This is a genomic window from Rathayibacter caricis DSM 15933, assembly GCF_003044275.1.
Lineage (GTDB): Bacteria > Actinomycetota > Actinomycetes > Actinomycetales > Microbacteriaceae > Rathayibacter > Rathayibacter caricis.
In genome coordinates this window covers 2,341,220-2,361,762 of the sequence record NZ_PZPL01000001.1, presented here as the reverse complement: position 1 = coordinate 2,361,762, position 20,543 = coordinate 2,341,220, and the positions used below count along the sequence as shown (strand labels likewise).

Here is a 20,543-nt window from a genome sequence, read left to right as displayed (position 1 = left end):
ATGGCGGCCCGCTCACGGGAGCACGACCTCATCGAGACGTTCGTGACCCTCTCCGACACCCTCGTCGACGACTACGACACGGTGGAACTCCTCCAGACCCTCGTGGACCGCAGCGCCGCGCTCTTCGAGGCCGCCTCGGCGGGCATCGTGCTGCGCGACGCCGGGGGCGTCGCCGAGGTGCTCGCGTCGACCGACGAGGACTCCCGCCTGATCGGGCTGCTGCAGCTCCGGGAGGAGTCCGGGCCCTGCATGGAGTGCCTCACGACCGGCGAGGCCGTGGTGGTGCCCGACATCCGCGACGTGCGCGCGGGCTGGGAGCCCTTCCGGGACCGCGCTCTCGAACTCGGACTCCGCTCGGTGCACTGCGTCCCGATGCGCCTGCGCAGCGAGTGCATCGGATCGCTCAACCTCTTCCGCTCCGAGCCGGGCACGCTGCCGGCCGACGACGTCGCCGTCGCGCAGGCGTTCGCCGATGTCGCGACCATCGGGATCCTGCACCAGCGGGCCCTGCTCGAGAGCGACACCGTGCGCGATCAGCTGCAGCACGCTCTGAACAGCCGCGTGCTCATCGAGCAGGCCAAGGGCGCGGTCGCCTACGCCCGCGAGATCTCGACCGACGAGGCGTTCCAGATCCTGCGCCGGCACGCCCGCTCGAACTCGACGGCGCTCACCCTCGTGGCGAGCCGGGTCGTCGCGGGCGAGCTGCGGCTCTAGGCGGTCCGCGCGGGCCCCTCCCGCGCATCGGCCTGCGCGCCCGCTCGCGCCCGCCGTACAGTGGGGAGGGCGCACCCCGGCCCCCGGTGCCGAGCCCATCGCACACGGGGAGAGGTCACGACCATGAAGGTTCTGCGCTACGCCGGAGGCTCGCTCGTCGTCGGGGACGCCGTCGCTCACGCCGTGCTCGACTACGCCCGTCGGCTCGCGGTCGCCCGGACGGCCGACACGGGGTCGTCGTGCCCGGTCTGACCGAGAGCGGAGGACCGGACGAGGCGGAGCTGCTTCTCGGGCCGACCAGCCAGCTCGCCTCGAACGCGGCGGGAGGCCCCGAATCGCTGCCCGGCGACGCCGCGACTCTCGCCGACCTGGCCGCCCGACGCGTGCCGGTCGGCTCGCTCGTGCAGCCCGTCGTCGGTGAGCAGGACGCCGACGACTTCCCCGACCTCGACTTCGAGATCTGGTCGGCGGCCGACGGCGCCTGACGACTCAGCCGGCGTTGCGGACGGGCGTCTCGTGCTCCTCGGGCCGCGCACCCAGCGTCCGGGCGAACGCCAGTGCGTCGCGGGCCGAGAGGTCCGGGAGGTAGGCGCGCGCCAGGGCCGTGCCGATCTGCGGCAGGCGCATCGCGTCGGGGTAGGCCAGCCAGAGCCCCTCGTAGCGCGGATGGAACTTCGCCTTGAACCGGAAGAGCGACGTGAATCCGTAGGCGGGCTCGAGCGTCCGCGCGAGGAAGTCGAGCAGGCGCGAGAGCACGGTCGGCTCGGGCGGCGCCTCCCCCTCGGCGACGGGCGCGGTGGCGAGCGGAGCACCCGACAGCGAGACGTACTCGGCACCGTCCTCCTTCGCGCGCAGGGCCGCGGAGGCGATCAGGAACTCCATGATCCCGGGCATGGCGTCGTCGGAGCGGCGCATGAAGTCGAGCGTCCATCCCACGATGCGGCCGTCGCGGCGCACCGGCAGCCAGCTGGTCACGCCCTGCAGCACGCCGTCCGGTCCCACGGCCAGCAGGAGGGACACCTCCGGGTCGCGGGCCTCGTCGAGACCGCCCAGGGTGAAGCCCATCTCGGGGAGGGCCTTCTCGGCGACCCAGCGCTCCGAGAGGTCGACGATGCTGTTCGCGGTCGCGAGCGACAGCTCCGGCCAGGTGGTCCACACCGCCTCGATGCCGAGCTTCAGCCCCCGGTTCAGCGGGTAGCGCACCTTCTGCCACTGCTTGCCGGTCAGCTCGAAGCCGGCGAGGTCGATGACCGTCTCCTCGCCGACCGAGACCCGTGACCAGCCGAGGCGGTCGAACACGGGCAGGAGCTCGTCGTGGACGCTGTAGAACACGGGCGACCAGCCGCGCTCGTCGCAGTGCCGGAGGAAGCCCGCGACGACCTCGTCGCGACGCTCGGGGGCGCACGCCGGATCCGAGAGCGCGATCGCGATCCCCCCGACGACCCGGTAGGCCACTCCCCCCTCGCCGTCCGGAGCGATCCAGTGGTCGTTCCCCTGCCAGGTGCCCTGGTGGCCGAGACTGCCGGCGCCGTGGCGCGCGAGGATCCCGCGGTACACCGCTCCGTCGCCGCGGGACCGTTGCGCGTCGGTGGCGCGCAACAGGGCCACCACGGCGATCACCACGAGCAGCCAGAACGCCGGCCCCACCCAGTCGGACACGACCCGGGCGAGCGGATCGCGCGGCATCGGGAGCCGACCGGCGCCCCCGAGGAAGCCGACGGGCACGAACCGCAGGAGTCCTCCGACGAGGAGCCCTCCCCCGTCGACGGCGGGCTCGAAGCTCGTCCGCGCCGCGAAGGCGACGGCCAGGTAGCCGCCCAGACCGGCCGCGAAGGCGGCACCGATCGCGCGCCGCCAGCGGCGGGCCGCGGCACGCGGCGCGAGTACGCGGAAGTGCCGGCGTCCGGCGAGCAGGAGCGCGACGACGGCCAGCGGGACGAGGACCGTCGTCGCGACCCAGAGCAGGTACTCGGCGTGGTGCTCGAACTCCGGATGCCGCGCCGCGTGCTGGAGCGACAGCACGTCGAGGACGACGATCGCCCCGTTGACGCCGACGGCGAGGACGAGTCCGAGACGCCGGCCGGACCGCAGACCCCGCGCGGCGACCAGGAGCAGGATCAGGGGCACGAACGTGAGCAGGATGGCTCCCGGCTGCACGAGGCTCAACTGCACGTGGTGGGTGCAGTGGCGGGTCAGCCGCGCGCAGGGGTCCTCGAGATCGCCCGTACCGGTGAACGCGCTCTGCAGGAGTCGACCGAGGAACGAGAAGGGGCCGTAGCCCGAGTCGGACAGGACGGCGACGAGCGGGCCGAGGGCGGTGACGGCCACGACGGCTGCGAGCAGGCCGCGCGACTCCCGGTGAGAGCTGGGTGCGTGCCGGTGCGGGCGGACGCCGGCGACCGGGCCCGCGAGGACGGCGCCGAGTCCCAGTCCCGCGACTCCGGCGAGGAGGCGGTGGACGTCGGCGGGGTCGCCGGCGTAGAGCACGAACATGAGCACGAGGGCGAACACGGTGACGCGCAGGCGCCGACGCCACAGAGCGCCCATGAACGCGGTGGACGTGAGCAGCGCGCCCACCGCTCCGGTCAGCGGATCGAACGCGGTGTCGCCGATCGTGTCGCTCGCCCACCACTCCCCCGCGGCCGCGCCGACGACCTGGAGGAGCACGCCGAGGACGATCCCGGTCGTTCCCGTGATCACGAAGGCGAGCACCGTCCGCCACGACCCGAGGCGGCGCTCGGCGATCACCAGGAGCAGCAGGGCGAGCACCGCTTCGAGCACGAGCTGCAGAGGATCGGCGGCGATCACGAGCGCGGTGACCGCGGTCCACGGGCGGCCACCCAGCAGGGAGCCGGATCCGGCGGCCCACCACGCGGCTGTCGTGGCTGAAGCGGGCCCCGCGAGGGTTCCCGCAGCGGCGCTCGCGCCGATCACGAGGAGCACCAGCCCGACCGCGGCCGGCGACCGGCGGGCGCCGGCGAGCAGACCGCGGACGGCGGACACGGCGTGCGGGGGGATCCACGACGGCATCGGGAGGTGCTCCTGGTTCGACGACGGTCGGTCGTCGCTCCGGCGGCGTCCGGCGTCAGCATAATCACCTCGCGCCGAACGCCGCCGCAGAGCATGCGGTACCGTCGCGGGATGAGCGAACAGGACTCCGCCCCCTCCGTCGTCATCTCGACCCCCGGGCTCGACGCCCGGCAGATCGCCGCGGTGACCGCCGTCGTCACCGCCCTCGCGGCTCAGGGCGCGGACGAGGTCGAGGAGTCGCAGGAGCTGATGAGCGGCTGGAACGACCGCTCCCACGCCGTCCGGGCGCCCCTGCACGCGGCACCGGGCGCGTGGCGCTCCTTCGCCGGCTGACGGCCCTCTGCGCTCCAGGGGCCCGCAGCGGCGGAGAAGATGAATTTTGTACCCCGATTAGTCCCCTAAAGTGACGACTATCAGGCCCCTTCCGATCTGAGCATGATTATCCGTGTTAGGTGTTCACTCCTCGGAGAGGGCATCGCCAATCACTCGCCGACCAGGGTAATGAGGCGGGTGTTTTGGGGGCGAGTGAGGGTAATATTCGGGTTGTTACCCTCACTCGGGGTTTGACGGCGGGCTGGGCCCCCTCTTCGGAGGAGCGGACAGCCCGCCGCACTCTTTTAACCCGTTGTGTTCGTCCGACCCGCTGTACTCGTTCGACCCGCTGTCCTTCTGCGATGCGCGCAACTCGTCCGTTGGGCGCTCCTCGACTCCGCAGAGCGGGCTCCTGAACGCGAGGAACTCCTCCGCGGAGGGATGGCCGCCGTCGCCCCGGTCAGACCCGCTGGTCGTCGCGGCGGATCTCGACCCAGGCGTCGACCTCGTCGGCCGAGTCGTCGGAGCCGAGCGCGACCGCGCTGCCGTCGCCGGCCGTCCGCAGCCCGACGATCGTCACGGCGGAGGGCGAGTCAGCCGACGCCGTCCGGACGACGATGCGGTCGACTCCGTGGCGGATCCCCGCGAGCGCCTGGGCGAGTTCGTGCAGCACGCGCCTGCTCTCCCGTTCGGACGAGTGATCGAGCCCGCCGTCGTCGAGGACCGACACGGTCACTCCTCGCCTCCGCGCGTCGAGGACGAGCCGCCTGACGTCGTCGTCGAGAAGCCGTCGCCCGCGGATCTCGTCGCGCACCGAGGCCTCGAGGAGGCGGCACTCCATGCGCTCCTCGTCGCTCAGCCCCTGCTCGCTCGCGATGCGACGGAGCATGTCGGAGGCGATCGCTCGGGTCTGCTCGAGGCGGATCTCGCGCTCCGTCAGGTGCGCTTCCTCCGCCGCCCGCCACGACGTCGCGGCGCGCTCCGCCGCCTCGAGCACCCGCGCCTCGGATCCTGCTCGGCCGAGCTCGATGATGAGCGCCTGCGCTGAGCCGACCCAGGCCAGGTTGCCGATGACGCCGAGCGTGAAGAGCGAGAGCGGTCCCGCCCAGATCATCGTGTGCACGATGAGGACGAGCATGCCGGTCCAGGCGAACACCGGACGGCTGCGGGAGCACACGATGGTCATCAGGGTGCCCACGGCGGCGATGTACCAGGTCGAGTAGCCGTTCGGCGCCGCGGGATCCAGCGCCGGTGCCACGAGGAGGGGCAGGGCGACGGCCACCACCGTCATCGACGCGGCCACGGGAGTCGACAGGCGCGTCGTGGCGGACGGCCAGAGCGCCACCACCGTCGCCGCCACGTACAGGGCGACCGCGAGCAGATCGAAGGTGCTGGGCGGGGAGTTGCGGTACGAGAAGAACGCGAGGACCACGTGGTACAGCGAGAAGCCCGCGCCGAGCGCGTAGAGCAGCGGGCGCGGATACGCGATCACGAGCCGGTCCCCGACCGCGCGGCGGCTGTCCGGGCACTCCAGCCGATCACGACGCGAGTGCCCTCCCCGGGGCGGGACTCCACCCGCGCGTCTCCGCTCACGTTGTGCACCCGCTCGAGGATCGAGAGCCGGATGCCCAGTCGCTCGCGCGGCACCTCGGCGACGCTGAAGCCGCGCCCGTCGTCCTCGACCACCACCTCGACGGAGTCCACGTCGAGCAGCCCTCGCACCGTGCGGCGCACCTGATCGCCGGGTCCCGCGTGCTGGACGCTGTTCGACAGCGCCTGCCAGACGGCTCCGAGGACCGCCTCCGCCACGGCGCGCGGAACGGACGCCGTCCGGGGATCGGCCGCCGGAGCGGTCCCCACGTCGAGATCGGCGGCGAAGGTCGACGCGGCGTGCGCGAGCTGCCGCTCGACGACCTCGAGCGGCACCGACCCTTCCGCGACGTCCGACTCCTTCTCGGGCAGCAGCACGGCGAGGGTCCGGCGGGCCATGGACGACGCGAGCGCGCGCTGGGAGGGCGACTCCGCTGTGGCGGCCGCGAGGAGCGTCGCGAGCACGTTGTCGTGCACGAGGGCGTCGACCTCGATCCGCTCGACCTCCCCCGCGTGCTGGCGCATGGCCGCCTCGTACTGCTCCATCGCCGTGGTCTGGGCGCGGTCGACCTCCTCGGCCGACTGCCGGAGCACCGAGATCAGCACGAGCATGACGAAGCCGACGATGCCCACGTAGAAGGCGTCCAGCACCGCTCGGGTCGGCTCGACGGCTCCGCCTGACGGCAGCACCCGCAGCACGCAGAAGAGCACCGGGGTGACGACGGCGTAGACGACCGCCACCCGCAGCGGAGCGACGAGGGTGCAGAAGGCCGTGCCCAGCGTCAGCAGGTAGAAGACGTAGGGCATCGCGGGCAGGACCTCGCCCGGGACGACGCTCAGCGGCCACGTCAGCAGCGCGAGGAGGAGGGCGCCCGCCACGAGGACACCGGTGATGCGCGTGCCGCGGTGGACGACCGCGGTGCCGACGGCCGCGGCCAGCGCGCCGAAGACCAGGGCCAGCACCGGCCAGGCCACCGCCGGCTGGAGGAACCGCAGCTGGTCGAGGATCGGCGGGACCGTCTGCAGGGCGAAGCCGAAGCCGAAGAGCGAGAGGACCGTGGTGACGATCCGGTCGATCCGCAGCCGGTTCGCCGGCGCACCCGTCGGCGGAGCGTCAGCGACCGGCATCGCCGTCGTCCGGGTCGATGCCGGGCAGGATCCCGTCCTCCACGGCGCGGCGGAGCAGGTCGACCTTCGTCGGCGCGGGTCGGCCGATCTCGACGTACTTGTCGCGGATCCGGTCGAGGTACTCCTTCGCCGTCGACACCGAGATCTGCAGCCGGTCGGCGACGAGCTTCAACGGGAGACCGGAGGCGTAGAGGTGCAGCACGTCGCGCTCGCGACGGCCGAGGACCGCTCGCGCGAAGTCGTCGTCCGCGTCGATCGCCGACGCCCACTCGAGGTTGTTCAGCACTTCGCCGCGGGCGACGGTGCGGATGGCCGCGATCACGGTGGACATCGGCGACGACTTCGGGATCACCCCGGCCGCGCCGGCCGCCAGGGCCTCCCGCACGGCCACCACGCGGTCGGCGATGCTGTGCACGAGGACCGCGGATCCGCGGACCTGGCCCCACTTCACGTTCGCGGTGATGCTCGAGCCGTCGTTCAGGGAGAGATCCAGCACCAGGACCTCGATCTCGGATCCGTCGAGGACCTGCTCGAGGACGCGCACGGTCTCGGCGGCGGCGACCACGTGCATCCCGGCGTTCTCGATCGCTGCGGCGACGCCCAGGCGCACCGACTCGTGGTCGTCGACGATGGCGACCCGCACGCGCGGCTCCCCGACAGGCTCAGCGTTCACAGGTCCACTCCCTCGGGTCCGTCGGGGTCATCGTAGCGACGCCGGGGTCAGGCGGAGCGGCGCACCAGCCGCGCGACGGCCTCGACGTGCGAGGTGTTCGGGAAGAGGTCGAAGCCGTCGAGGCGCTCGAGCTCGTAGCCGCCGGCCGCCAGAGCTCCCACGTCGCGCGCGAGGGCGACCGGATCGCACGCCACGTAGACGAGCTGAGCGGGAGCGAGCTCGACGAGGGCGTCGGTGACCGCGCGGCCCGCACCCGAGCGGGGCGGGTCCAGCACGACTGTCGCCGAGCGCCAGCGCTCGCGCTCGCGCGCGTCGGCCTGGGCGAGGGCGTCCCGGAGGTAGCGGTCGACCCGGGCGGTCACCGCGCGGGCGCCGACCTGGTCCGACAGGTTCTCCAGCGCGTGCTCGGTGGCGCGGGCGTCGCTCTCGACGCTGGTCACGCGGAGGCCGGCTCCGAGACGGTCGGCGAGCGCCGCCGCGAGCAGGCCGACTCCGCCGTAGAGGTCGTGGTTGGCCGCGCGGGGGTCGCTCCGCTCGGGGTCGACCGCCGTCTGCACGGCGTCGAAGAGGGTGGCTGCGGCTCCCCGGTGCACCTGCCAGAAGCCGGAGCGGTCGACGCGGAAGGTCCGGTCGGCGACGAACTCGGTCACGACGGTGCGGTCGCGTCGGGCCTTCTTGTCGGACGGGTCGTGCACGAGGACCGCGGCGCCCTCGGATCCGGCCGCGTCGACCAGGTCGACCACCGAGCCGGGAGCGAGCCGGCCGTCGAGCGGGGCCGCGGCGGAGGAGGCGGCGGTCGCGAGCGGGAGCGTGTCGACGGTGACGACGTGATGGCTCCGCGACGCGTACGGACCGACGCGGCCGTCGTCGTCCACGTGCAGGCGGTTGCGCGTGCGCCAGCCGAGGCCGCGGGTCTCGTCGTCGCCCTCGATGGGCGACACCTCGACGCTGACCTCCCGCCGCGCGAAGCGGGCGAACGCGTCCTCGAGGACCGTGCGCTTGAGCTCGCGCTGGTGCGCGAGCGCGGCGTGGCCGAACTCGGCACCGCCGACACGGTCCTCCGGGCGGCGGTCGATCGATGCCTCGGCCCAGACGTGCGCGACGCGGTGGGGGGACGACTCGAAGATTTCGAGGGCATCGGCCCGCCAGAAGCTGTCGTGGCGGACCTCGCTGATGCGCGCCCGGACGCGCTCGCCCGGGAGCACGTCGGGAACGAAGACCACGCGGCCCTCGTGGCGGGCGACGAACACGCCTCCGTGGGCCACGTTGCTAATCTCGAGCTCGACCTGCGTCCCGAGCACGCCGTCGTCCTCGGAGGGACGGGAGGGTGTGCGGGACGCGGACTTCGACATCCATCGAGCATCCCACAGCGGGGGCCCGGCCGCAGGGAGCACGCATGCGCCTCTACCTCGCCTCCACCTCCCCCGCGCGCCTGGCGCTGCTGCGGTCCTCGGGCATCGAGCCCGTCGTCGTGCCCTCGCAGGTCGACGAGCCGGCGGCGGTCACCCTGGCCGAGCAGGAGTCGGGCGCTCCGCTCGACGCCGACGCCGTGGTGGCGCTGCTCGCCCGCGCGAAGGCGCGCGCGGTCCTGGGCCCCGACGTCGACGGCCTCGTCCTCGGCGGCGACTCCGCGTTCGTGCTCGACGGCGTGGTCCACGGCAAGCCGCACGAGCCCGAGCGGGCTCGCGAGCGCTGGCGGGCCCAGCGCGGCCGCGAGGGCCGCCTGCACTCCGGGCACTGGCTGATCGACCACCGGGGCGGGGAGGTGCGCGCGGAGGTCGGCACGGTCACCTCCGCGGCCGTGCACTTCGCCTCCGACATCGAGGACGACGAGATCGACGCCTACGTCGCGACGGGCGAGCCCCTCGAGGTGGCCGGAGCGTTCACCATCGACGGCCTCGCCGCCGGCTTCATCACGCGGATCGAGGGGGACCCCTCCACGGTGATCGGGATGTCGGTGCCCGCTCTGCGCTCGCTGGTCCGCGAGCTCGGCGTGCCGTGGACCTCGCTCTGGAACCGCTGACTCCGCACCGGGTTGTGCGGAACCGACGAAGCCCCCGCGCTTCTTTGTGGTGAGCCGCCACGGGCATCCTCTGAGGGCCCCCTAGGGTGGGGAACCATGTCGCGTATTACGAAGGTGCTCATCGCCAACCGAGGCGAGATCGCCGTCCGAGTCGTCCGAGCCGCCCGCGACAGCGGGATCGCCTCCGTCGCCGTCTACGCCGACCAGGACCGCGACGCCCTGCACAGCCGCCTCGCCGACGAGGCCTACGCGCTCGGCGGCACCACCAGCGCCGAGACCTACCTCGTCATCGAGAAGCTCCTCTCGGTCGCCCGCCGCTCGGGCGCCGACGCCGTGCACCCCGGCTACGGCTTCCTCGCCGAGAACGCCGGCTTCGCCCGTGCGGTCATCGACGCCGGCCTGATCTGGATCGGCCCGAGCCCCGACGCCATCGAGCGCCTCGGCGACAAGGTGTCGGCCCGCCACGTGGCCGAGAAGGTCGGGGCGCCGCTGGCCCCCGGCACCCTGAACCCCGTCTCGGGTGCCGCCGAGGTGCTCGAGTTCGTCGACCAGCACGGCCTGCCCGTCGCCATCAAGGCGGCGTTCGGAGGCGGCGGTCGCGGCCTCAAGGTCGCCCGCGAGCGCGACGAGGTCGAGGAGATGTTCGCCTCCGCCACCCGCGAGGCGGTCGCCGCCTTCGGGCGCGGCGAGTGCTTCGTCGAGAAGTACCTCGACCAGCCGCGCCACGTCGAGACCCAGTGCCTCGCCGACGCCCACGGCAACGTCGTCGTCGTCTCGACCCGCGACTGCTCGCTGCAGCGACGGCACCAGAAGCTGGTCGAGGAGGCGCCCGCGCCGTTCCTCACCGACGAGCAGAACGCCGAGCTCTACCGGGCGTCGAAGGCGATCCTCCGCGAGGTCGGGTACCTGGGCGCCGGAACGTGCGAGTTCCTCGTCGGCAAGGACGGCACCGTCTCGTTCCTCGAGGTGAACACGCGACTGCAGGTCGAGCACCCCGTCTCGGAGGAGATCACCGGCATCGACCTCGTGCGCGAGCAGTTCCGCCTCGCCGAGGGCGGTGTGCTCGACTACGACGACCCCACCCCGCGCGGCCACTCGTTCGAGTTCCGCATCAACGGCGAGGACGCCGGACGCGGCTTCCTGCCGGCTCCCGGACCCGTCCACGTGTTCAAGGCGCCGGGTGGACCCGGCGTCCGCGTCGACTCCGGCGTGGTCGCGGGCGACGTGATCTCGGGGTCCTTCGACTCCCTGCTCGCGAAGCTCGTCGTCACCGGCAGCACCCGCGCCGAGGCGCTCGAGCGGTCGCGCCGCGCCCTGGAGGAGTTCGAGGTGACCGGCCTGCCGACCGTCCTCCCCTTCCACCGCGCGATCGTGCGCGATCCCGCCTTCGCCCCCGAGGGCGATGCGCCCTTCACGATCTACACGCGCTGGATCGAGACGGAGTTCGACAACACGATCGAGGCGTGGAGCGGGGAGCCGGGCGCGATCCCCGAACCCGCCGCCCGCCAGAACGTGGTCGTCGAGGTCGACGGGCGTCGTGTCGAGGTCACGCTGCCGAGCGAGTTCGCCCGCTCCGGACCGTCGCGCGCCGCGACGGCGTCGGTGCCCAAGCGCCGCGGGTCGGGCTCGGTCAGCACCGTCACCGGCGACTCCGTCACCTCCCCGATGCAGGCGACCATCGTCAAGGTCGCGGTCGCCGAGGGCGACTCGGTCGTGACGGGCGACCTCGTCGTGGTCCTCGAGGCCATGAAGATGGAGCAGCCGCTCACCGCCCACAAGGACGGCGTCGTCACCGGCCTGTCCGCCGAGGCCAGCACCACGGTCTCCGCGGGCCACGTGCTCCTGCAGATCGTCTGACGCGCGTCCGCTGCGGCGGGCGGTCGCTCCCGCGCGTCCATCGCGTGGACGGTGATCGCTCCCGCGCGTCCGTCGCGTGGACGGTGATCGCTCCCGCGCGTCCGTCGCGTGGACGGTGATCGCTCCCGCGCGTCCGTCGCGTGGACGGTGATCGCTCCCGCGCGTCCGTCGCGTGGGCGGTGATCGCTCGCGCGCGTCCGTCGTCGGTGGGTCTCGATACGCCCGCTCCGCGGGCTACTCGATCAGCAAGGTGGGGGCGAGCGCCCTCAGCCGAGAGCGGTGGCGTCAGCCCCGATCCGCGCTCTCGACCTTCGTTTCGGGATCAGCAGAAGCGCGCCACCGGATCGCAGACACGGCACGAGCGCGCGAGTGAGAATCGCGTGCGAGCGATTCGAAGCAGCGCGACGCGACCCGCTCCACAGAACGCACCCACCCACCCGGCCGACCGCGCCGAGCCGCGCAGGGAGCGGCTCGGAGAAAAGGCTGCACATCGTGAGCTAGCGCTCATCGTGAGCGAGCTCACGATGAGCGCTAGCTCACGATGTGCATGGCACGCGCCGCGTCCGAGATCGAGCCGGTGAGGCTCGGGTAGACGGTGAAGGCCCGGGCGACCTGATCGACGGTCAAGCGGTGCTCTACGGCGAGAGCGAGGGGGAAGATCAGCTCGCTCGCCTTCGGGGCGACGATGACTCCGCCGATGACGGTGCCGGAGCCGGTGCGGGCGAAGAGCTTCACGAAGCCGTCTCGGATGCCCATCATCTTCGCGCGCGGGTTGGCAGCGAGGGGCAGCTTGTAGATCTCCCCCTGGGCGATTCCCTCCTCGATCTCGCGCTGGCTCCAGCCGACGGTCGCGATCTCGGGCTGGGTGAAGATGTTCGCCGCGACGTTGCGCACCTCGGTGGGGTTCACGGCGTCGCCCATGGCGTGGAACACTCCGGTGCGGCCCTGCATCGCGGCCACGGAGGCGAGCGGGAGGAACGTCGTGCAGTCTCCGGCGGCGTAGATGGACGGGACGCTGGTGCGCGCGACGCGGTTCACCCGGATGTGGCCCGACTCCGTCAGCTGCACGCCCGCCTCCTCGAGGCCGATGCCCGCCGTGTTCGGCACGGAGCCGACGGCCATCAGGCAGTGCGAGCCCTCGACGACGCGCCCGTCGGACAGGACGGCGCGGACGCCCTTCTCGGTCCGCTCGACGCGATCGGCGCGGGACTTCGAGAGGACGGTCATGCCGTTGCGCTTGAAGACGTTCTCGATCACGGCAGCGGCGTCGGCGTCCTCGCCGGGCAGGACCTGGTCGCGGGAGGAGATGAGCGTCACCTTCGCGCCCAGCGCCCGGTAAGCGGAGGCGAACTCGGCGCCGGTGACGCCGGAGCCGACGACGATGAGGTGCTCGGGCACGGTCTTGAGGTTGTAGAGCTGGGTCCAGCTCATGATCCGCTCGCCGTCGGGAGCGGCGGACGGGAGCACGCGCGGGCTCGCTCCGACCGAGACGACGATGGTGTCGGCCTCGATGCGGTCGAAGTCCATGCCCTCCTCGCCGGGAGCGGTCGAGACGATCAGCGCGTTCGACCCGTCGAGGCGACCGTCGCCCGAGACGATGCGGACGCCGTGGTGCACGAGGTTCGCGCGCATGTCCTCGGACTGCTGACGCGCGAGACCGAGCAGGCGCTTGTTGACGGTGGCCAGGTTGACGGCCACCTCGGGCCGGACGGGCTTGTTCGTCTGCTCGGAGCGGGTGAAGAACTGGACGCCGAGATCAGCGGCCTCCCCGATCGCATTGGTCGCCTCCGCGGTCGCGATCAGCGACTTCGACGGCACGACATCGGTGATGACGGCCGAGCCGCCCACTCCGACCCGCTCGACGAGCGTGACCTCGGCGCCCAGCTGCGCACCGGCGATGGCGGCTTCGTAGCCGCCGGGTCCCCCTCCGAGTACGGCGATCCTCTGCGTGCGCTCGAACTCGTAAGCCATGACTCCCATTGTCCTCCGTCTCTGGGAGTTCGCCCAATCGGTGCGGCGCCCTGCCGCGCCGCTGCGTGCCCGCTGCTCCCCGTGAGCCGTGGATAGGGTGGGGGAATGGCCGACCAGACCCCGAATCCGCTCGATCCCGCCGACGCCGATCCCTTCGCGATCGCCCGTGAGGCCGCCGCTCAGATCGCCGAGGAGACGGGCGTCGAGAGACACGACATCGCCCTCACGCTCGGCAGCGGGTGGGGCAAGGCCGCCGACCTGATCGGCGAGACGACCGCGACGGTCGACGCGACCCGCATCGTCGGCTTCTCGCGACCGGCCGTGCACGGCCACGGCGGCACCCTCCGCTCGGTCCTGCTGCCGACCGGGAAGCGGGCGCTGATCATCGGGGCGCGGACCCACTACTACGAGGGCTACGGCGTGCGCCGCGTCGCACACAGCGTGCGGACCGCCGCCGCCACGGGCGCGACCGTGATGATCCTCACGAACGGCGCCGGAGGCATCAAGGAGCACTGGACGCCCGGCACGCCGGTGCTGATCAGCGACCACATCAACCTGACCGCCGACTCGCCGCTCGAGGGGGCGACGTTCGTCGACCTCACCGACCTCTACTCCTCGCGTCTGCGCGCGCTCGCCCGCGAGACCCGCGCCGAGCTCGACGAGGGCGTCTACGTCCAGTTCCGCGGTCCGCACTACGAGACCCCGGCCGAGGTGCAGATGGCCCGCATCATCGGCGGGCACATCGTCGGCATGTCGACGGCGCTCGAGGCGATCGCCGCGCGCGAGGCGGGAATGGAGGTGCTCGGCATGTCGCTGATCACGAACCTCGCCGCCGGGATCCAGAAGACCGCCCTCAGCCACGAGGAGGTGCTGGAGGCCGGCCGGAACGCCGAGGACGACCTCGCCCGCCTCCTGGCCGGCATCACGGGGACCCTGTGACCGCCGAGGTCCGCGCCCTCGCCGAGGACTGGCTGGCGCAGGACCCCGATCCCGAGACGCGCGAGGAGCTCGTGCGGCTGCTCGTCGCCGACGAGGCGGGCGACACCGGCGCGACGGCCGAGCTCGCGGACCGCTTCGGCTCCCGGCTCGCTTTCGGCACCGCGGGTCTGCGCGGGGCGATCGCCGCCGGGTCGAACCGGATGAACCGAGTGCTGGTCTCGCAGGCCGCCGTCGGCCTCGCCGAGCACCTCCTCGCGCAGGGGATCGAGCGCCCCGTCGTCGTCATCGGCTACGACGGCCGGAAGAACTCGCGCGTCTTCGCCGAGGACTCCGCCGCCCTGATGGCCGGAGCGGGCGTTGACGCCGTCCTGCTGCCGCGCCTGCTCCCCACTCCCGTGCTGGCCTTCGCGGTGCGCCACCTCGACGCCGATGCGGGCGTCATGGTGACGGCGAGCCACAATCCTCCGCAGGACAACGGCTACAAGGTGTACCTCGGCGGCGACGACCAGGGCTCGCAGATCGTCCCTCCGGCCGACGCCCGGATCGCCGAGCGGATCCTCGACGTCGCGCGGACGCGTCGGGTCACCGAGCTCCCGCGCGGGGAGTACCGCACGGCGGACGAGTCAGTGGTGACCGCCTACATCGACGCGACGGGCGCGGTCGGCCGGCAGACCGCTCCGCTGCGCGTCGTCTACACGGCGATGCACGGGGTGGGCTGGGAGACCGCGCACCGCGTGCTCTCGGCCGCCGACTTCGATGAACCGCTCGTCGTGGTCGAGCAGATCGACCCGGATCCCGCGTTCCCCACGGTCGCGTTCCCCAATCCGGAGGAGGAGGGCGCGCTGGACCTCGCCTTCGCGACCGCCCGGACGGGTCGTGCCGACCTGATCGTGGCCAACGACCCCGACGCCGACCGGTTCGCCGCGGCGATCCCGGACGACAGCACCGCGGACGGCTTCCGCCGGCTCACCGGCAACGAGGTCGGTGCGCTGCTCGGCTGGCGCGCTGCGGAGCGCGCTCGCGCCGAAGGACGCGTGGGCGGAGCGCTCGCGTGCTCGATCGTCTCCTCCCCCGCGCTCGGAGCGGTCGCAGCCGACTACGGGCTGACGTTCGTCGAGACGCTCACGGGCTTCAAGTGGATCTCGCGGGTGCCCGATCTCGTCTTCGGGTACGAGGAGGCGCTCGGCTATCTCGTGAATCCCCGGACGGTGCGCGACAAGGACGGGATCTCGGCGGCTCTGGCGTTCCTCGACCTGGCGAGCGCTCTGGCGTCGGAGGGGAGGACCCTCGCCGACCAGCTCGACGCCTTCGCCGACCGCTTCGGCCTCTTCGGCTCCGAGCAGATCTCGCTCCGGGTGACCGATCTGTCCGAGATCGGCAGGATCATGGCGGCGGTGCGCAGCGCCCCTCCGAGGTCGATCGGTGGACTGCCGGTGCAGCGGGTCGAGGACCTGCTCGAGGTCGAGGGCGATGTGCCGCCGACGGATGCACTGCGTTTCACCCTCGACGGAGCGCGCCTGATCGTGCGCCCCAGCGGCACCGAGCCCAAGGTCAAGCTCTACCTCGACGCCTGGTCCTCGGACGCCGACCCCTCGTCCCGCCGCTCCACCGTCTCCGCCCGCCTCTCCGCCCTCCGCACCGGCGCCGAGTCCCTCCTCCGCTGACCCCCGCCGCGAGACGCCACTCGCGCACCCCTCCCCCGGGTGCGTGCCGGCCCGATGCAGCATCTCGCGGCACCCGTCCCGGCTCTCCCGCGACACCTCGAAAGCGGCGACCACCGGTCGCAGACGATCGACCCTGGTCACGATCTCCGGATCGCCGCCCCGCAGGGAGCGCGCGATCCGGAATCGCGTGCCAGCGATTCAGGACAGCGCGACGCCACCCGCTCCACGGGACGCACCATCTCCGAGAGCCGGCTGCGCTGAGCCGCACGAGGGGCGGCTCAGAAATCGGCACAGCCCGACTGCGCTGAGCCGCACGGGGGGCGGCTCAGGAATCGGCACAGCGGATCAACCCAGGGCGCGCTCGATCTTCGCCGTGATCTCGGCCTGGTCGAGGTAGTTGTCGATGATGACGACCTCGGCGAAGGTCCGGCCGATCCGGTCGACGAGTTCGCCGGAGGTGAGGATGACCTGCGCATCGGCGGCGAGGGCGTCGACCGAGGCGATGTCGGAGGCGACGACCTCGGCCTCGAGGTCGAGGGCCTCGAGCGCGCGCTCGGCGCCGAGCTTGAGGATGGCGGAGGTGCCGATTCCGGCGCCGCAGAGGGTGACGATCTTCATGAGCTTCTTCCGTGGTGCGGGGTGGCGCCCGTGAGGACGGCGTTGACGCCGCCGACCGTCCGCGCTGCGGCGAGGGCACCGATCGCGTCGGGGCGGCTGAGGACGTCGGCGAGACCGGCGACGAAGCCGACGTGGCCGTGCGCCTGCGTGGCGGCGATGCCGATGACGACCGAGACCGGGTCGTTGGTGCCGTGTCCGAAGGCGACGGGCTCGGCGAGCGTGACGACGGACAGACCGTCGCTGTGGACGTCGTTGCCCGGGCGGGCGTGCGCCAGGGCGAGCCCCGGCGCGATGACGATGTAGGGGCCGAGCACATCGATCTGCTCGACCATGCGTCGCGAGTAGGCCGGGTCGACCGCTCCGCTGCGCTCGAGGGCGCGGCCGGCCTCGAGGACGGCCTCCCGCCAGGTCGCGGCGGGGTGGCGGAGCGCGATCGCGGCGTCGCCGAGGGCGTCGAGCGGCACGGTCAGGCCGCTTCGAAGCCGGCGCTGATCGTCTCGACGAGCTCTCGGCGCTCGTCGAGCGGGAGGAAGCTGGCCTCCGCGGCGGTGATCTGGAACGCCTCGAAGTCGTCGAGGTCGTACCCGAAGGCGTCCGAGAGCAGCGCGAGCTCGCGGCTGAGGGTCGTACCGCTCATCAGGCGGTTGTCGGTGTTGACCGTGACCCCGAAGCCGAGCTGGTACAGCAGGTCGAAGGGGTGGTCGAGGAGCTCGGTGCCCCAGGCGGCGATCGCGCCCGTCTGGAGGTTCGAGGAAGGGCTGAGCTCGAGGGCGATGCGCCTGTCCTTCACCCACTCGGCCAGCTCGCCGAGCGTGACGTAGCTGGCGTCGTCGTCCTGCCGCTCGACGGCGATGTCCTCGGCGAGCCGCACTCCGTGGCCCAACCGCAGCGCGCGACCGTCGAGGAGGGCGGAGCGGATGCTGTCGAGACCGTCGGCCTCGCCGGCGTGGACCGTGGTCGGGAAGTGCGCCGCAGCGAGGAGCTCGAACGCGGGGCGGTGCAGCGAGGCGGGGAAGCCCGCCTCGGCGCCGGCGATGTCGAACCCGATCGCTCCGCGCTCGCGGTGGCGCAGGGCGAGCTCGGCGATCTCGAGGGAGCGGTCGGTGTGCCGCATCGCGGTGATCAGCTGCCCGACGCTCAGGCGGGAGCCGTGCGCGGCCGCCTCCTGGACCCCCTGCTGGAGCCCCTCCTGCACGGCCTCGACCGCGGCGTCGAGCGAGAGGCCGGAGCGCAGGTGCTGCTCGGGCGCCCAGCGCACCTCGCCGTGCACCACTCCGTCGGCGGCGAGGTCGAGGACGAACTCGCGCGCCACCCGCTCGAGCTGGGGGGCGGTCTGCATGACGGCCACGGTCGTCTCGAAGGTGGCCAGATAGTCGGTCAGCGAGCCGGAGTCGGCGGTCGTGCGGAACCAGCGGCCCAGTGCCTCGGGCTCGTCCGCCGGCACCGGGACTCCGGCCTCGGCCGCGAGCTCGAGGATCGTCGCGGGACGCAGACCCCCGTCGAGGTGGTCGTGCAGCGAGACCTTCGGCAGGTCGTCGATGAGGATCCCCTCACCCGGGAGGAGGTACTCGTCGGTGGTGTCGGTCACGGTGCTCCTCGGGGTCGGGCGACGGTTCGCGGACCACCCTACTGCCGGGGGCCGACGCGGTGACGGGACCGGTCCGCCGCCTCCGGGAACGGGCGCGGCATGCGCCTGTGGAGGAGCGGCGTAGGGTGCGGGGATGAGCGGACGACGGATCATCCTGGACTGCGACCCCGGCCACGACGACGCCCTCGCGATCCTCCTGGCGCACGGCAGCCCTGCGATCGAGCTGGTCGCGATCACGACCGTCGCCGGCAACCAGTCACTGGAGAAGGTGACCGGGAACGCCCGCGCGGTGGCCGCCGTCGCCGGTCTCGTCGGAGTACCGATCGCGGCGGGGATGCACCGGCCGCTCGTCCGCGACACGGAGCCCGCGCCGAGCATCCACGGCGAGAGCGGGATGGACGGGCCGTCCCTCCCTGAGGACCGCCCGGCGCTGGATCCGCGCCACGCGGTCGAGCTGATCATCGAGGAGGTCATGGGCTCCCCCGCGGGCTCGATCACCCTCGTGCCGACCGGTCCGCTGACGAACATCGCGATGGCGGTGCGCCGCGAACCGCGCCTCGCGGAGCGCGTGCGCGAGGTGGTCCTGATGGGCGGCGGCGTGCAGGGCGGCAACTGGACGGCGACCGCGGAGTTCAACATCCTCGCCGACCCCGAGGCGGCCCACATCGTCGTCGGCGCGGGATGGGACGTGACCATGGTCGGTCTCGACGTCACGCACCGCGCGCTCGCGACCGAGGAGGTCGTCGCGCGGTTCCGCGCCCTCGACTCCGATGTCGGCCGCTTCTGCGTCGGACTCCTCGACTTCTTCGCCGAGAGCTACCGGGACGCGCAGGGCTTCGACGCTCCCCCGGTGCACGATGCGGTCGCCGTCGCGCACGTCATCGATGCGTCGATCCTCGAGGTGCGGCGGGCTCCGCTCACTGTCGAGCTGCGGGGCGAGCACACCGTGGGGATGACGGTCGCGGATCTGCGCTCGGCGGCGCCCGCCGACTGCCGGACGAGCATCGCGACCGGGATCGACTCCGATCGCTTCTGGGACCTCGTCCTCGACACCGTCGGTCGCCTCTGACGAGCGGACGCGACGCTCCGCTCAGGCGATGCGCTCGGCCACGAGCGGCCCGCCGTCGAGGACGGCCTCGCCCGCGTCGCCGAGGCGGTAGGCGCCCTCGAGCGCCGCGAGCGCGCGCTCGAAGCGGGCCGGCTCGTCGGCCGAGAGGGTGAAGAGGGGCTCGCCCGCTCGGACGCGGTCGCCCGGCTTCGCGTGCAGGTCGATGCCCGCCGCGTGCTGAACGGCGTCCTGCTGCCGCGCCCGCCCCGCCCCGAGACGCCAAGCGGCGATCCCGAACGGCAGGGCGCGCTGCTCGACGAGGACCCCGTCGCGGTCGGCGCGGACCACGTGCGTCTCGCGGGCGACGGGCAGCGCCGCGGTCGGGTCGCCGCCCTGGGCGCGGATCACCGCGTTCCACGTGTCCATGGCCGCTCCTCCGTCCAGCGCCCCCTCGACATCGGCGTCGGGCAGACCCGCCAGCGCGAGCATCTCGCGGGCGAGCGCGAGGGTCAGCTCGCGCACGTCGGCCGGACCGCCGCCGGCGAGGACCTCGACCGACTCCCGCACCTCGTTGGCGTTGCCGATGGCGAGACCGAGCGGGACGTTCATGTTCGTGAGCAGCGCCGTCGTTCGGACGCCCGCGTCGTTGCCGAGGTCGACCATCGCGCGGGCCAGCTCGCGCGAGCGCTCGATGTCGACCATGAAGGCGCCCGAGCCGAACTTGACGTCCAGGACCAGCGCGTCGGTCCCCTCCGCGATCTTCTTCGACATGATCGAGGACGCGATCAGCGGGATCGCCTCGACGGTGCCGGTGATGTCGCGCAGGGCGTAGAGCTTCTTGTCGGCGGGGGCGAGGCCGGAGCCGGCCGCGCAGATCACTCCGCCGACCGTGCGCAGCTGCTCGAACATCTCGTCGTTGCCGAGCTCGGCGCGCCATCCGGGGATCGCCTCGAGCTTGTCGAGCGTGCCGCCGGTGTGGCCGAGGCCCCGCCCCGAGAGCTGGGGCACGGCGACGCCGAACGAGGCCACGAGCGGCATCAGCGGCAGCGTGATCTTGTCGCCCACGCCTCCCGTCGAGTGCTTGTCGACGGTCCGCTTGCCGAGCCCGTCGAAGCTCATCCGCTCGCCGCTCGCGATCATGGCCAGCGTCAGATCGCGGATCTCGTCGCGCTCCATGCCGTTCAGGAGCACGGCCATGGCGAACGCCGCCATCTGCTCGTCGGCGACGTAGCCGCGGGTGTACGCGTCGATCAGCCAATCGATCTGCGCGGTCGACAGGGTGCCCCTGTCGCGCTTGGTGCGGATGATGTCGACGGCGTCGAAGGCCTCGACGGGAGTGGAGCCGGTCATTGCTGTCCTCGGATCGTGTGCGGAGCGGGCGGGGAGGC

Annotated in this window: 19 protein-coding genes; 9 read left to right on the top strand and 10 right to left on the bottom strand. The window is 72.7% G+C overall.

What is annotated here, in order from left to right; genetic code table 11:
• The 3 genes from C1I63_RS11000 (at position 1) to C1I63_RS10995 (ending at position 1,199) form a co-directional block, all read left to right on the top strand.
• Positions 1-714, top strand: coding sequence for a GAF and ANTAR domain-containing protein (locus C1I63_RS11000; protein ID WP_107574805.1), 714 nt, complete (start codon positions 1-3; stop codon positions 712-714).
• A 123-nt stretch (positions 715-837) separates the two neighbouring features.
• Positions 838-966, top strand: a complete 129-nt coding sequence (locus tag C1I63_RS20290) for a hypothetical protein (RefSeq protein ID WP_280523119.1) — start codon at positions 838-840, stop codon at positions 964-966.
• Positions 954-1,199 carry a hypothetical protein gene (locus C1I63_RS10995; protein WP_107574804.1) on the top strand — a complete coding sequence of 82 codons (246 nt, stop codon included), beginning with the start codon at positions 954-956 and terminating at the stop codon, positions 1,197-1,199. Before C1I63_RS20290 ends, C1I63_RS10995 begins: the two co-directional genes overlap by 13 nt.
• Positions 1,200-1,203: 4 nt before the next feature.
• Here the strand turns inward: C1I63_RS10995 and C1I63_RS10990 are convergent, their stop codons facing one another.
• Positions 1,204-3,744, bottom strand: coding sequence for a bifunctional lysylphosphatidylglycerol flippase/synthetase MprF (locus C1I63_RS10990; protein WP_107574803.1), 2,541 nt, complete (start codon positions 3,742-3,744; stop codon positions 1,204-1,206).
• Positions 3,745-3,855: 111 nt separating this feature from the next.
• Between C1I63_RS10990 and C1I63_RS10985 the strand changes: the two genes are divergently transcribed.
• Entirely contained in the window at positions 3,856-4,077 is a 222-nt protein-coding gene (locus tag C1I63_RS10985) for an acyl-CoA carboxylase subunit epsilon (protein WP_170116370.1), read from the top strand.
• Positions 4,078-4,516: 439 nt separating this feature from the next.
• Here the strand turns inward: C1I63_RS10985 and C1I63_RS10980 are convergent, their stop codons facing one another.
• From C1I63_RS10980 to C1I63_RS10965, 4 genes are read right to left on the bottom strand one after another with little or no spacing between them, the layout of a single operon-like run.
• A complete protein-coding gene (locus C1I63_RS10980; RefSeq protein WP_107574801.1) occupies positions 4,517-5,548 on the bottom strand; it encodes a hypothetical protein in 1,032 nt (343 codons plus the stop codon).
• On the bottom strand, positions 5,545-6,774 hold the full coding sequence (locus tag C1I63_RS10975; protein ID WP_107574800.1) for an ATP-binding protein: 1,230 nt from the start codon (positions 6,772-6,774) through the stop codon (positions 5,545-5,547). Before C1I63_RS10975 ends, C1I63_RS10980 begins: the two co-directional genes overlap by 4 nt.
• The gene (locus tag C1I63_RS10970; RefSeq protein ID WP_055788068.1) at positions 6,761-7,447 is read right to left on the bottom strand and encodes a response regulator transcription factor; all 687 of its coding nucleotides are present in this window, start codon (positions 7,445-7,447) and stop codon (positions 6,761-6,763) included. Before C1I63_RS10970 ends, C1I63_RS10975 begins: the two co-directional genes overlap by 14 nt.
• 47 nt (positions 7,448-7,494) lie before the next feature.
• Positions 7,495-8,799 (bottom strand): class I SAM-dependent RNA methyltransferase, encoded by a 1,305-nt coding sequence (locus tag C1I63_RS10965; protein WP_107574799.1) that lies wholly within the window; start codon positions 8,797-8,799, stop codon positions 7,495-7,497.
• A 44-nt stretch (positions 8,800-8,843) separates the two neighbouring features.
• Between C1I63_RS10965 and C1I63_RS10960 the strand changes: the two genes are divergently transcribed.
• Complete coding sequence (locus C1I63_RS10960; RefSeq protein ID WP_107574798.1) at positions 8,844-9,470, top strand: Maf family protein; 627 nt, start codon at positions 8,844-8,846, stop codon at positions 9,468-9,470.
• 96 nt (positions 9,471-9,566) lie between these two features.
• Complete coding sequence (locus C1I63_RS10955; RefSeq protein ID WP_107574797.1) at positions 9,567-11,327, top strand: acetyl/propionyl/methylcrotonyl-CoA carboxylase subunit alpha; 1,761 nt, start codon at positions 9,567-9,569, stop codon at positions 11,325-11,327.
• 531 nt (positions 11,328-11,858) lie between these two features.
• Here the strand turns inward: C1I63_RS10955 and C1I63_RS10950 are convergent.
• On the bottom strand, positions 11,859-13,298 hold the full coding sequence (locus C1I63_RS10950; protein ID WP_055788056.1) for an NAD(P)H-quinone dehydrogenase: 1,440 nt from the start codon (positions 13,296-13,298) through the stop codon (positions 11,859-11,861).
• Between the two features lie 105 nt (positions 13,299-13,403).
• Here C1I63_RS10950 and C1I63_RS10945 point away from each other — a divergent pair, with 105 nt between their 5' ends.
• Complete coding sequence (locus tag C1I63_RS10945) at positions 13,404-14,237, top strand: purine-nucleoside phosphorylase (RefSeq protein ID WP_107574796.1); 834 nt, start codon at positions 13,404-13,406, stop codon at positions 14,235-14,237.
• The gene (locus C1I63_RS10940; protein ID WP_107574795.1) at positions 14,234-15,901 is read left to right on the top strand and encodes a phospho-sugar mutase; all 1,668 of its coding nucleotides are present in this window, start codon (positions 14,234-14,236) and stop codon (positions 15,899-15,901) included. Before C1I63_RS10945 ends, C1I63_RS10940 begins: the two co-directional genes overlap by 4 nt.
• A gap of 345 nt (positions 15,902-16,246) precedes the next feature.
• Here C1I63_RS10940 and C1I63_RS10935 read toward each other — a convergent pair whose 3' ends face one another.
• Genes C1I63_RS10935 through C1I63_RS10925 form a run of 3 tightly spaced genes read right to left on the bottom strand, consistent with a single transcriptional unit; the run spans position 16,247 to position 18,107 of the window.
• Positions 16,247-16,519 (bottom strand): PTS sugar transporter subunit IIB, encoded by a 273-nt coding sequence (locus C1I63_RS10935; RefSeq protein WP_055788046.1) that lies wholly within the window; start codon positions 16,517-16,519, stop codon positions 16,247-16,249.
• Entirely contained in the window at positions 16,516-16,983 is a 468-nt protein-coding gene (locus C1I63_RS10930; RefSeq protein WP_107574794.1) for a PTS sugar transporter subunit IIA, read from the bottom strand. The genes C1I63_RS10935 and C1I63_RS10930 overlap by 4 nt, the downstream gene beginning before the upstream one ends.
• A gap of 2 nt (positions 16,984-16,985) precedes the next feature.
• Complete coding sequence (locus C1I63_RS10925) at positions 16,986-18,107, bottom strand: adenosine deaminase (RefSeq protein ID WP_244907032.1); 1,122 nt, start codon at positions 18,105-18,107, stop codon at positions 16,986-16,988.
• 133 nt (positions 18,108-18,240) lie between these two features.
• Between C1I63_RS10925 and uriH the strand changes: the two genes are divergently transcribed.
• Complete coding sequence (gene uriH / locus C1I63_RS10920) at positions 18,241-19,176, top strand: uridine-preferring nucleoside hydrolase UriH (protein WP_107574793.1); 936 nt, start codon at positions 18,241-18,243, stop codon at positions 19,174-19,176.
• A 21-nt stretch (positions 19,177-19,197) separates the two neighbouring features.
• Here the strand turns inward: uriH and C1I63_RS10915 are convergent, their stop codons facing one another.
• Positions 19,198-20,505, bottom strand: a complete 1,308-nt coding sequence (locus C1I63_RS10915) for a thymidine phosphorylase (protein ID WP_107574792.1) — start codon at positions 20,503-20,505, stop codon at positions 19,198-19,200.
• Positions 20,506-20,543 lie beyond the last annotated feature (38 nt).